The organism is Kitasatospora albolonga (genome assembly GCA_002082585.1).
Lineage (GTDB): Bacteria > Actinomycetota > Actinomycetes > Streptomycetales > Streptomycetaceae > Streptomyces > Streptomyces stephensoniae.
Window position 1 is genome coordinate 2,707,325 of the sequence record CP020563.1, and the last position, 12,980, is coordinate 2,720,304.

Consider the following 12,980-nt stretch of genomic DNA (forward strand, 5'->3'; position numbering starts at 1 on the left):
TCGACAAAGGGACAGAGTCGGGGTGGTGTCGGCCTCGGGCCCCCCGACCGTACCTCCGGACGTGACCGCGTCAGGACCCCATACCGCCGACGTGACCGCGTCAAGCGCCGCCCGTACCGCCGGATTCGCCGGTGGCCTCGCCGATCTGGGAGATCCAGTCGGTCACCTTGCCGATCGCGTCACCGATCGCCTCCCAGTAGCCCTTGCCCTGGGCGACCCAGTCCTGGAGCGGGGTCAGCTCCCAGATGAGCCAGCCCGCGATGACCAGCAGCACCACGGTGAACAGGCAGCCCTTGAGGCAGCCGAGGCCGGGGATGCGCATCGGGTTGGCACTGCGCTGCCTCGGCGGGCGCGGCTCGCGCGGCGGGCGGGCGGCGGGCTGCTGGGGCTGCTGGGGTTGTTGCGGCTGGGGCGCGTACTGCTGCCGCTGGGGCTGGTGCTGCTGCGGCGGTGCCTGGTAGCGCTGGGGCTGGTGTTGTTGCTGCTGGTACTGCTGGTGCTGTTGTTGCTGCTGGGGGTACTGCTGCTGGAGCGGCTGCTGCCGGTGCTGCGGGGGCTGCTGCTGCCGCTGGGGAGGCTGCTGGGGTGCCTGGCGCTGGGGGCGGCGGCGCAGCGGGTCCTGGCTCGGGTCCAGGTACTGCACCTGCGTCTGGTCGTTGCGGTCGCGGGCCGCCTGGAGCTGCGACTGCCAGGGGTGCGGCCCGTCCGGCTGCCCGTCGGGGTGCTGCGGCGGCACGGGCGGCATGACGGCGGTCGGGTCGGCGTGGCCCTGGTTGCCGCCGGGGCCCTGGCCCGCGCCCGGGCCTCCGGAGTGCGGGAGCACGCTGGTCGCGGCGGCCGGGTCGTACGAGCCCGCGTTGTTCGGCAGGACCTGGGTGAGGTCGGCGGCCCCGGGGGTCTCCGGGACGGCCGTGGGCGCCGGGTCGGGGGCGAGCAGGGCGCCCACCCCTTCGGCGGCGGCGATCTGGGCCGAGTTCGCGTGGACGCCGATGCCCGAGGCGACCGTACGCAGACCACGGGCCAGGTTCTCGGCGCTGGGCCGCTGGTCCGGGTCCTTGCGCAGGCAGCGCTCGATGACCGTCCAGAGCGGCTCGGGGACGGTGGAGGGGCGGCGGGGCTCCTCGCTGAGGTGCCGGTGCAGGACTTCGAGGGCGGTGCCCCCGGCGAACGGCGGGCGGCCGGTGACCAGCTCGTACAGCAGGATGCCCGCGCCGTAGATGTCCACGGCGGAGGTCTGCGGGCGGCCCTCGGCGGACTCCGGCGCCACATAGGCGGGGGTGCCGACGAACTCGTGCGTCCGGGTCAGCCCCGGGGAGTCCGCGAGCCGCGCGATGCCGAAGTCGGTGAGCATCGGGGTCATGCCGCCGTCGCGCTCGTCGAGCAGCACGTTGGCGGGCTTGAGGTCGCGGTGGACGACGCCGTCGGCGTGGCTGGCGGCGAGCGCGTCCGCGATCTGCGCGGTGAGCAGGGAGGCGGCGACCGGGGTCAGCGGGCCGTTGGCGCGCAGATAGCGGTGCAGGTCGGGGCCGTCGATCAGGTCCATCACCAGGGCGAGGAGGTCGCCCTCGACGACGAGGTCACGGGTGCGCACGATGTTGGGGTGCGTGAGCCGCAACAGGACCGAGCGCTCCCGCAGGAACCGCATCACGACATCGGCGTCGTTGGCCAGCTCCTCCTTGAGGACCTTGATCGCCACGGTCTCGCCGGGCTGCCCGGCGACGGCCGCCTCGGCGCCCGCCGTCTCCCGCTGGCGGGCTCGCCAGACGGTGCCCGTGGCGCCGCGTCCGAGCGGCTCCTCGAGCAGGTACTTGCTGCCTACCGGCCGCACGTCATGCGCTCCCTGCTGATCGTGGTGCTTGCGGTCCCCCGGGCCCGCCCGGATGTTCCGGCCCACTCTAATGCCGCCGCACCCGGCCCCGAGGGGTCGCGTTTCGGTGGAAGACGCGCACACCGGACAGATGGTTGCCGCACCCGGCCGACGCACCCACCGGACTCCGGAGGCCGGTGGATCGAACAGGGGTGCCGCACGTCCGTCCGATACCGCTCAAACACCTGTCCGGGACTTCTCCAGCACCTGTCCGACGCCTGTTCGGGTCGCCGCCGAAGACCCCCGGAACAGCTCTCCAGCGGCCCTCCGAACGGCGGGAACCGGACGCAAGCAGGCACTTTTGCGCCCACAGCCGACCATTCAAGATCATTTAAAGGTGACCGCCGGGCGTGTTGTCAGTGGCAGGTGCGAGGATGCCTCCAAGCACGGATCTGACGGGTCGGGAGCCCGGGGTCCGTGACGACCTGTACGGACGACCTGTCCGTGCCGGGTGGGGGGAGTCACAGGGCGTCTCCCCTGCCGGGCACCCCGCGCAGAAGGGACCGCCGACGGCGATGCAGATCCGGCTGACCGTCCTCGCGCCGCGCAGCGGCCAGACCCCGGCGCGCGCCTGCGACGTGCTCGTCACCGCCCCCGCCGGGACGGCGCTGGCCGCGGTCGCCTCCGGCCTGGCCCAGGCCGTTTCCGGGCCCGATGGCTCCCAGGGCGGCGGCGCGGTGGTGCTCTTCGCCGGGCGGGAGCGGCTGGACTCCCAGCGCATCGCCCTCGGTGAGCCGCCGCTGGTGGACGGCGCGGTGATCTCGCTCCAGGTCCCCGGCGAGGGCGAGGCGACGGACGACTCCGTTCCGGCCCGGCTCCACGTGGTCGCCGGGCCGGACGCGGGCGGGGTCCATCTGCTGCACGGCGGGCAGATCCGGATCGGCCGCTCCGCCGAGGCGGACGTGCCGCTGGACGACCCGGACGTGTCGCGGCTGCACTGCGCGGTGACGGTGGCGGAGGACGGCCGCGTCTCGGTCGCCGACCTCAACTCGACGAACGGCACCTCCCTGGACGGTACGGAGGTCCGGGACCGCCCCGTCCGCTTCCCGCCCGGTTCCCTGCTCCGCCTCGGCGAATCGGCCCTCCGCCTCACGGCCGGCTCCCGTACGGTGACGCTGCCGACGGCCCCGGACGGCGAGGGCCACCTGCGGGTGAGCCGCGCCGACCCGGACCCGCACGACCGCGCCCACGCCCCGTCCTACGGTTCCCGCCCGGGGGGCGCGGGCCACGAGAGCCAGGGGCCGATGGCGTACGAGGGCCAGGAGCCCGGCCCGGTCCACGGCGGCGCTCCCGATGCGCCGCCGCACCAGCGCACGTACGCCGGAGGGCGGGAGGCGGCGGACGACGGCGGCGGACGGGACCCGTACGGCTCGGGAGGACGGGGCGCGGCCGGATCGGGCGGGCAGGACCCGTATGGCGCGGGCGACCGGGAAGCGTACGGCGCGGGCGAGCATGCTCCGTACGGCTCGGGCGGCTGGGAGGCGGCGGACGACGGTGGCGGCGGCGGACGACGGGGCCTGTACGGCGCCGGAGGGCAGGACTCGTACGACGCGGGTGGCTGGGGGGCGGCCGGATCGGGCGGGCAGGCCCCGTACGGCTCGGGCGGAGGGCAGGCCCCGTACGGCTCGGACGGAGGGCAGGCCCCGTACGGCTCGGGTGGCCGGGAGGCGGCCGGATCGGGAGGACAGGTCCCGTACGGCTCGGGCAGCCGGGAATCGGTCGGCTCGGGTGAGGCTCCTCGGCGGGGCGGGATAGGCGCCTGGGCCCGGCGGCTCAAGGGCGGCGGAAGCAGGAGCGAGCAGGCACCGGGGGCGGAGCGGGCACGAGGAGCGGAGCAGACGCGGGGAGCCGGGCCGTCGGGCCGGGACCCGTGGCAGGAGGCGGGGGGCACCCCGTCCGGCCACCCCCACTCCTCTCCCCCCTCCCCCGGCGGCCCTCCGGGTGGCTCGCGCGGTTCGGGCGCCTCGGGTGCCTCGGGTGCCTCAGGCGCGGACCCGTACGGCTCCTCGGGCGGTTCCGGCGACTCCGGCCACCTCGCCTCGCCCTCCTCCCCCCTCTCCCCCTTTTCCGCCGTGCCGTCCGCGCCCGAGGGCACCTGGCCGGACCCGGCGGCGGTGCTGCTGACCGCGCTGGGCCCGGGGCCCCGCCTGTGGGAGCGCCACGACGGGCACCCGGAGGCGCTCGTGGTGCGGCTCGGGACGACCGACCGGGCCGATGTGCCCTCGGTGCCGGTGACGGTGGGGCTGCGGGAGGCCGGTTCGCTGGGCCTGGCCGGACCGCGCGCCCGGCTGGCGGGGCTGGCCCGCGCCACGGTGGCGCAGCTCGCCGCGCTGCACTCCCCCTTCGACCTGGAGATCGTGCTCATCTCGACGGACCGCTCCCGCTCCCTGGAGGAGCGGCGCCGCGAGTGGTCCTGGCTGGGGTGGCTGCCGCATCTGCGCCCGATGCACGGGCAGGACTGCCGGCTCCTCCTCGCGTACGACCGTGAGCAGGCGGCCGCCCGGACGGCCGAGCTGGTCCGCCGCCTGGACGAGGGCCCGCTCGGTCCCGGCTGGCCGAATCTGGACCGTACCGAAGTGGCCGAGGCCGCCCGGGCGCACACGGGCCCGCGCACGGTGGTCGTCCTGGACGGCGACCCGGGTACGGCGGCGCTGCGGGAGACCACGGCACGGCTGGCCGGTGCGGGGGCGGCGGCGGGCATCCATCTGATCTGCCTCGCCGAGACCCCGGCGGCCTCGCCGACCTCCCCGGTGGCCGCGACGTACGAGGCCGCCTGCCGGGCCTCCATCGCCTTCCGCGAGTGCGGGGCGGTCGCGATGCTGAGCGGCGATGTGGCGACGGCGTTGCGGCTGCTGCGCACGGCGGGCGGGCAGGCGGCGGGCCACGGCACGGTGGCGGCGGTGGACGCGGTGTCGGCGGCCTGGGCCGAGCGGTTCGGGCGGGCGCTGGCGCCGCTGCGGGACGAGGGTTCGGCCGCGCTGGCGGGCCGCCCGACGACGGCCGCGCTGCCGCCGTCGGCCCGGCTGCTGGACGAGCTGGGCCTGGCCCGCGCGACCCCGGCGTCGCTCATGGCGCGCTGGGCCTCCACCGCGGAGCACCAGCCGGGCGCCTCGGTGCCCCGCCCCGCCGCCGCTCCCCCGCCCCGGGCGGACCTGGAGACCCCCGGCTCCAGCCGCACCCTCAGCACGGCCCCCCGCGTCGGCCCCCAGCGCACGGCCACCGGCCACCGCTCCCAGGACACCCCGGCCCCGGGCCACACGCCGTACCGGGGGACGGACCGCGACTCGGGCCGTACGCCGTATCCGGGCACGGGCGATCGCGACTCCAGCCGCACGCCGTACCCCGGCACGGGCGGCAGGGACTCCAGCCGTACGCCATACCCGGGCGCGGACTCCAGAGACTCCAGCCGTACGCCGTACCCCTCGGCCGACACCCGAGACTCCAGCCGCACGCCGTACCCCTCGGCCGCGTCACCGTCACACGGCGCCGGTCAGACAGGTCAGACAGGTCAGACACCCGCAGGCTCCGCACCGCAGGCCCCGCCGTCCCCGCACGCCGGGCGGCCCGTGCTCGTTCTCGGGGCCGGGCCCCGGGGTGCCCTCAGCGTCGATCTCGCCGACGAGGGCCCGCACCTGCTCATCGAGGGCCCCGCGGGCAGCGGGCGCACCGAGCTGCTGCGGGCCATCGCCGCCTCGCTCGCCTCCGCCGCCCGGCCCGACCGGCTCGGCATCCTCCTGGTCGACGGCCACGGCGGGAAGCCCGAGGAGCGCGACAGCTCAGCACCAGGTCTGCTCCCCTGTACGGAGCTGCCGCACGTCTTCACGCACCTCGTGGCCTCGGACCCGGTCCGGATGCGGGAGTTCGCGCAGGCCCTGGGCGGCGAGCTGAAGCGCCGCGCCGAGCTGCTCGGCCCGCTCGACTTCACCACCTGGCACGCCCGCCACGCGGAGCAGGCCCGGCAGGAGGAGTCCCGGCATGTCGTGGGCCAGCGCCCGCCGAGCGGCGCCGAGCACCGGGGCGACCTGGACTCCCCGGCCAGCGGGACCCTGCGGCTGCGCCCGGTCGCCGCGCGGGCGACGGACCCGGGCCCCTCACCGCTGCCGCGCCTCGTCGTGCTCGCCGACGACTTCGACGCACTGGTCGCCCCGGGGCTCGGCAGCCCCGGCCGCCCCGCCGCCGGTTCCGTGGTGCGGGCGCTGGAGGCCGTCGCCCGGGACGGCGGGCGGCTCGGGGTGCACCTGGTGGCCACCTCGGCGCGCCCGGACCGCACGGAGGACACCGAGCTGGCCCGGGGGGCGCGGCTGCGCATCGTGCTCGACGCCCCGGTCCTGCCGCCCTCCCCGGACGAACCCGCTCCGGGCCGGGGCCGGTTGGGGCACCCGGACGGCCGGGTGACCCCGTTCCAGGGCGGCCGGGTCACGGGCCGCATCCCGCGTACGGCGACGCTGCGCCCCACCGTCGTACCGCTGGAGTGGGAACGGATGGGCGATCCGCCGACCCGGCGCCCGGTCCGCGAGCTGGGCAACGGGCCGACGGACCTCGCCCTGCTCGCCAGCGCCCTGGAGCGCGCGGCCCGTTCGGTGAACGCCGAGCGGCTGCCGCCGCTGATCCCGTTCCCGACGTGAACCCCTGAGGCCGGCGTGAACCCGTGAACCCGTGAGGGCAGGAGCCCGACAACGCGCACCCCCGACCTGGCACTCCTGCCCCTGCCCGCCCCTTCCTCACCTCATTCCGCCACATCCCCCGGCATTTGCTGACGTGACGTCACGAGCCCATCACGATCAACGTGTTGGGCCCGGCGGCGGTATTGCGGGGCCCGTGTGCCGGGCGTAGGACTGTGCGCACGGACGACGCGGGCCCGGGGCGACGACAGCGTGGTCGGGCGCGTACGGAAGAGACGGGGCAGAGATGCGGACAACCCATTCCCTACGCAGGGCGGCCCTCGTCTTCACGGCGGTCGGCGCGCTGGCGCTGACGGGCTGCGGGGACGGCGGCGATGCGAAGAAGTCGGGCGGCGGGACGGACAAGGGCACGGACAGCGCGCCCACCGTCACCCTGCCGAAGCTGGACGGGGAGAACATCTCCGTCGCCGCGGTCTGGACAGGACCCGAGCAGGCCAACTTCACCAAGGTGCTGGGCGAGTTCGAGAAGCGTACGGGCGCGAAGGTCACCTTCGTCCCGGCCCAGGACCCGATCGTCAACTTCCTCGGTACGAAGATCGCGGGCGGCCAGCCGCCGGACGTCGCGATGATCCCGCAGGTGGGCGCCATCCAGCAGGCGGTGGCCAAGAAGTGGGCCAAGCCGGTCGGCGAGGAGGCCAAGGCCCAGCTGACCAAGAACTACGCCCAGGTCTGGCAGGACCTCGGGGCGGTGGACGGCACCCAGTACGGGGTGTACTTCAAGGCCGCCAACAAGTCGCTGATCTGGTACAACGCGGCGGCCTTCGACAACGCGGGCGCCACCGAGCCGAAGACCTGGAAGGAGTTCATCCAGACCGCGGAGACCATATCCGCCTCCGGGGTCACCCCGGTCTCCGTCGCGGGCGCCGACGGCTGGACGCTCACCGACTGGTTCGAGAACGTCTACCTCTCCCAGGCGGGCCCGGAGAAGTACGACCAGCTGGCGAAGCACGAGATCCCGTGGACCGACCCATCCGTCAAGGACGCGCTGACCACGCTGGCTGAGCTGTTCGGCAAGCCGGAGCTGATCGCGGGCGGGGCCGACGGGGCGCTCCAGACGGAGTTCCCGGCCTCGGTGACCCAGACGTTCACCGGGGGCGACCAGCCCAAGGGCGCCATGGTCTTCGAGGGCGACTTCGTCTCCATCAACATCGCGCAGACCGAGGCGAAGATCGGTACGGACGCGAAGGTCTTCCCGTTCCCGGCGGTCGGTGCGGACTCCCCCGTGGTGACCGGTGGCGACGCGGCGGTGGCGCTGAAGGACAGCAAGGGCGCCCAGGCGCTGCTGACCTGGCTGGCCTCGGCGGACGCGGCGAAGATCTGGGCCGAGGCCGGCGGGTTCATCTCGCCGAACAAGAGCCTGGATGTGGCCGCGTACCCCAACGACGTGCAGCGCACGATGGCCGAGGCGCTCGTCGCGGCCGGGGACGACGTCCGCTTCGACATGTCCGACCAGGCCCCGCAGTCGTTCGGCGGGACGCCCGGCAAGGGTGAGTGGAAGATCCTCCAGGACTTCCTGAAGAACCCGAAGGACATCGCGGGGGCCCAGCAGAAGCTGGAGTCCGAGGCCGCCAAGGCGTACAAGAGCTGACGCGGTGACGACGACGAACGCGGGGGGCGCCGACGCGGCGCCCCCCGCAGACACGGACCCTCTGAAGCCCGCGAAGAACAGGAGCGTGACCGGGACCCGCCGCCTCATCGCGGCGGCGTTCCTGCTGCCCGCACTGGTGCTGCTCGGCGCGCTGGTGCTCTATCCGATCGGCTACTCCGTCTACCGGTCGTTCTTCGACCAGGCCGGTACGGGCTTCGCCGGGATCGACAACTACAAGGCGCTGTTCACCGACGACACGATCCTCACCGCGGTGAAGAACAACGCGATCTGGGTGGTCTTCGCCCCGACCGTCGCGACCGCGCTGGGCCTGATCTTCGCGGTGCTGACCGAACGCATCCGCTGGGGTACGGCGTTCAAGCTGATCGTCTTCATGCCGATGGCGATCTCGATGCTGGCGGCGGGCATCATCTTCCGCCTCGTCTACGACCAGGCGCCCGAGCGCGGGGTGGCCAACGCCGTCGCGGTGAGCGTGCACGACATGTTCAGCGAGTCGGCGGGCTTCCCCAAGGCGCGGCCGCTGCCCGTGCACCCGCTGGAGAAGGGCGAGGGCGGGGCGTACGTCTCCAAGGAGCCGGTACGGGCCGGGGTGCCGGTCCAGGTGCCCCTGGTCGGCGTGGCCCCGGCGAAGATGCCGGGCGACGCCCGCCCGGCGAAGGCGGACCCGGTGGCGGACGGGGACGGGATCACCGGTACGGCCTGGCTGGACTTCACCCGGGGCGGCGGCGGGAAGCCCAATGTCGTCGACCCGGAGGAGCTGGGGCTGAAGGGGCTGAAGGTGGAGGCGGTCAAGGACGGCAGGGTCGTCGCCACCGCGACCGCCGGGGCCGACGGGGTGTTCACCCTGCCCGCGTCGGCGGACGGGGCCCAACTCCGTCTGCCCGCCGAGAACTTCCGCGAGCCGTACAACGGGGTCGACTGGCTCGGCCCGACGCTCGTGACACCCGGGATCATCGGGAGCTACGTGTGGATGTGGGCCGGGTTCGCCATGGTGCTGATCGCGGCCGGGCTGGCGGGCCTGCCGCGCGAACTCCTGGAGGCGGCCCGGGTGGACGGCGCCAACGAGTGGCAGGTGTTCCGCCGGATCACCGTGCCGATGCTGGCCCCGGTCCTGGCGGTGGTGCTGGTGACGCTGATGATCAACGTACTGAAGGTGTTCGACCTGGTCTTCATCATCGCGCCGGGCTCGACGCAGGACGACGCGAACGTCCTGGCCCTCCAGCTGTACCGGTCCTCCTTCGGCACGGACGCCGACCTGGGCATCGGCAGCGCCATCGCGGTGCTTCTGCTGCTGCTGGTGGTGCCGGTGATGCTCTTCAATATCCGGCGGATACGGAAGGAGGCGCGGCGATGACGGACCTGCCCTGCCCCCTGACGCCTCCCGGCCGGGGGTCCGGGGGTTGTCCCCCGGGAAGAGACAGCAATATCCGGCGGATACGGAAGGAGGCGCGGCGATGAGCACATCCACGGCACCGGAGCCCGGGGCGAAGCGGTCCCTCGGCGCCCGCATCGCCGCCCGGACCGGCGGCGGGGTGATGCGGGTCTTCCTGATCCTGGTCGCCCTGTTCTGGATCATGCCGACGATCGGCCTGTTCCTCTCCTCGCTGCGCAGCCCCGAGAACATCGCGGCGACCGGCTGGTGGAAGATCTTCACCGCCCCCTCCGAGCTGACCTTCTCCAACTACCAGCGCCTGCTGGACAATTCGACGATCACCGGATCGCTCCTCAACACCATCATGATCACCGTGCCGTCGACCCTGCTGGTGGTGGTGATCGGCTCGCTCGCCGGATACGCCTTCGCGTGGATGGACTTCCCCGGCCGCGACTGGTGGTTCCTGCTGGTCGTCGGGTTGCTGGTGGTCCCCGTACAGGTCGCGCTGATCCCGGTCTCCGAACTCTTCGGCACCATCGGGATCTTCGAGACGACGATCGGGGTCGTCCTGTTCCACACGGCCTTCGGGCTGCCGTTCGCGATCTTCCTGCTGCGGAACTTCTTCGCGGAGATCCCGCGCGAACTGCTGGAGGCCGCGCGGCTGGACGGGGCGGGCGAGATCCGCCTCTTCACCCGGGTCGTGATGCCGCTGGGCGGTCCGGCGATCGCCTCGCTCGGGATCTTCCAGTTCCTGTGGGTGTGGAACGACATGCTGGTGGCGCTGATCTTCGCGGGCTCCGACTCGCCGCCGATCACCGTGGCATTGCAGCAGCAGGTACGCCAGTTCGGCAACAACATCGACGTGCTGGCGCCGGGTGCGTTCGTATCGATGATCATCCCGCTGGCCGTGTTCTTCGCGTTCCAGCGGCAGTTCGTCTCGGGCGTCATGGCGGGAGCCGTCAAGTAACCCCGTAGGGACCGTCGAGCAACCCCGTACGTCAGACCGCGCGTACGACCGAACCGCACAGCCGTACGTCAACCGGAAGCGGCCCCGTTGCCCGGAACGGGGCCGCTTCGCCGCGCACTTCGCCCGAATGCCTCGTCCGGCGTAACCCTGTCATTCCATCCGACGTTTGCGGGCCACCTGGTTCCCGCGAACGACCCATGGATGTGTAGTGCCCCGGTTCACTGTCATCGTGCCCGCATTCCGGGTCCAGGCGTATCTGCACGCGTGTCTGGATTCCGTGCTGAGCCAGTCCTTCGAGGACTACGAGATCATCGTGGTCGACGACGCATCCCCGGACGCCTGCGGTCCGATCGCCGACGAGTACGCCCGCCGGGACCCCCGGGTCACCGCGCTCCACCTCCCCCGCAACGCCGGTCTCGGCCCGGCCCGCAACGCCGGTATGGAACGGGCCTCCGGGGACTACCTGATCTTCCTGGACGGCGACGACACCCTCCTCCCCGACGCGCTCCGGGCCATCGCCGACCGGCTCGGGGCGACCGGTGACCCCGACGTCCTGATGTACGACTACGCGCGGACGTACTGGTCGGGCCGGAGCGTGCGCAACGTCCTCGCGGACCGGCTCGACGAACGCGGCCCTGCCTCCTTCCGGCTGGCCGACCGCCCCGAGCTGCTCCAGCTCCTCATGGTCGTCTGGAACAAGGCGTACCGCCGCGCGTTCGTCGAGGCCGAGGGGTTCACCTTCCCGCCCGGCTACTACGAGGACACCCCCTGGACCTACCCGGTGCTGATGTCCGCCGGGTCGATCGCGGTCCTGGACGCGGTCTGCGTCTCCTACCGGCAGCGGCGGCGCGGGAACATCCTCTCCACCACCAGCGAGCGGCACTTCGACATCTTCGACCAGTACGACCGGGTCTTCGCGTACGTCGACGCCCGCCCCGAACTCGCGGTGTGGCGCCCGGTCCTGTTCCGCCGGATGCTGGACCACTTCTCGGCGGTCTACGCCTCCCGCGACCGCCTCCCGCTCCCCAGCCGCCCCGCCTTCTTCCGCCTGGCAGCCGCCTCCTGCCGCCGCCACCACACCCCCGGCGCCCCGGCCCCCCTCCCCGCGCAGCTCCGCCACGGCCTGATGCGGCTGGGGGCCCGGCGCACCTACCGGGCCCTGGCCGCGAGCCGGCGCCTCGGCCACGGGCTGAGCCGGGGCGCGGCGGCCCTGCGCCGGGCGGTACGGAGCGCGGCGCTCCAGGCGCACTACCGCATCCAGCTCCTGCTGCCGCTGCGCTCCCGGGACGCGGTCTTCGCCACCCGGGGGCACGGGGCGTACGCGTGCGGCCCGGCCGCGATCGAGGCGAAGGCCCGCGAGCTGGTCCCGGGGCTGCGGACCGCGTGGCTCTGCCGTCCCGTGCACGCCCACACCGTGCCGACCGGCACCCAGCCCCTCGCCCCCGGCACCTTCGCGTACTGGAGCGCCCTCGCCCGCGCCAAGTACCTCGTGAACAACGCCGACTTCGACCGGCGGCTGGTGAAGCGGCGCGGTCAGATCCTCCTCCAGACCCACCGGGGCACCCCGCTCAGAACCATCGGCACCGACCTCCTGGACCGGCCCGCCGCCGCCCGGGACACCGACTTCGAGCAGCTGCTGCGCACCGTCGACACCTGGGACTTCGCCCTCTCCGCCAACCCGCACTCCACCCTCGTACGGGAACGGGCCTACCCGTCCGCGTACACGACGCTGGAGTACGGATCGCCGCGCACCGACGTCTACCACCGCACCGGCCCCGCCGAGGTGGCCCGGCTGCGCGAGACCCTGGGCATCCCGGCGGGCGCCACGGCCCTCCTCCACGCCCCGGCCCACCGCGACTACCGGCGCGTCCAGCGGCCCGTCCTCGACCTGGAGCTGCTGGTCCGGGTGCTGGGCCCGCAGTTCGTGATCCTGGAACGCGCCCCCCGCACCCCGAACGGCAGCGGCAGCCGTACGCGTACGACGACCCACCCCCGGATCATCGACGTCAGCGGTCACCCCTCCCCGGAGACGCTGGCGCTCGCCTCGGACGCGCTGATCACGGACTACGCGTCGCTGATGTTCGACTACGTCAACCTGGACCGCCCGGTGGTCCTGTATCTGGACGACATCGAGGCGTACGAGGCGGCCCGGGGAACCTACTTCGACATCACGTCGTTCCCTCCCGGCGTCGTCGCGCGCAGTCAGGACGAGCTGTTCGACATCTTCGCCACGGACCACTGGCGCGGCTCGCGCTCGGCGCAGCTGCGCGCCGCGTTCCGGGCCCGGTTCTGTCCGTACGACGACGGGCACGCCGCCGAGCGCGTGGTGCGGCGGGTCTTCCTCGGGGAGACGGACGGACTGCCGCTGCCGGTCCCGCCCTCGGCCCGCCGGGCGGTGCTCCCGGCGCAGCAGAACCCGGCGGGGGCCCGGGCGGGCGGCTGAGGGCCGCCGCCCCGGTCTCTCTCCCTGAACGCTCAAGAAGCCT

6 protein-coding genes are annotated in these 12,980 nt (G+C 73.8%); 5 read left to right on the forward strand and 1 reads right to left on the reverse strand.

What is annotated here, in order from left to right:
* Positions 1-100: 100 nt before the first annotated feature.
* Positions 101-1,828 carry a serine/threonine protein kinase gene (locus B7C62_11725; GenBank protein ARF77110.1) on the reverse strand — a complete coding sequence of 576 codons (1,728 nt, stop codon included), beginning with the start codon at positions 1,826-1,828 and terminating at the stop codon, positions 101-103.
* A gap of 554 nt (positions 1,829-2,382) precedes the next feature.
* On the opposite strand from B7C62_11725, the gene B7C62_11730 reads away from it, so the two are divergent.
* The 5 genes from B7C62_11730 (at position 2,383) to B7C62_11750 (ending at position 12,937) form a co-directional block, all read left to right on the forward strand.
* Positions 2,383-6,492 (forward strand): hypothetical protein, encoded by a 4,110-nt coding sequence (locus B7C62_11730; protein ARF72865.1) that lies wholly within the window; start codon positions 2,383-2,385, stop codon positions 6,490-6,492.
* A gap of 283 nt (positions 6,493-6,775) precedes the next feature.
* Positions 6,776-8,137, forward strand: a complete 1,362-nt coding sequence (locus tag B7C62_11735; GenBank protein ARF72866.1) for a sugar ABC transporter substrate-binding protein — start codon at positions 6,776-6,778, stop codon at positions 8,135-8,137.
* Positions 8,138-8,222: 85 nt separating this feature from the next.
* Complete coding sequence (locus B7C62_11740) at positions 8,223-9,509, forward strand: ABC transporter permease (GenBank protein ID ARF77111.1); 1,287 nt, start codon at positions 8,223-8,225, stop codon at positions 9,507-9,509.
* A 100-nt stretch (positions 9,510-9,609) separates the two neighbouring features.
* Positions 9,610-10,494, forward strand: a complete 885-nt coding sequence (locus B7C62_11745) for a sugar ABC transporter permease (protein ARF72867.1) — start codon at positions 9,610-9,612, stop codon at positions 10,492-10,494.
* Positions 10,495-10,702: 208 nt separating this feature from the next.
* A complete protein-coding gene (locus B7C62_11750; protein ARF72868.1) occupies positions 10,703-12,937 on the forward strand; it encodes a glycosyl transferase in 2,235 nt (744 codons plus the stop codon).
* Positions 12,938-12,980: the final 43 nt, after the last annotated feature.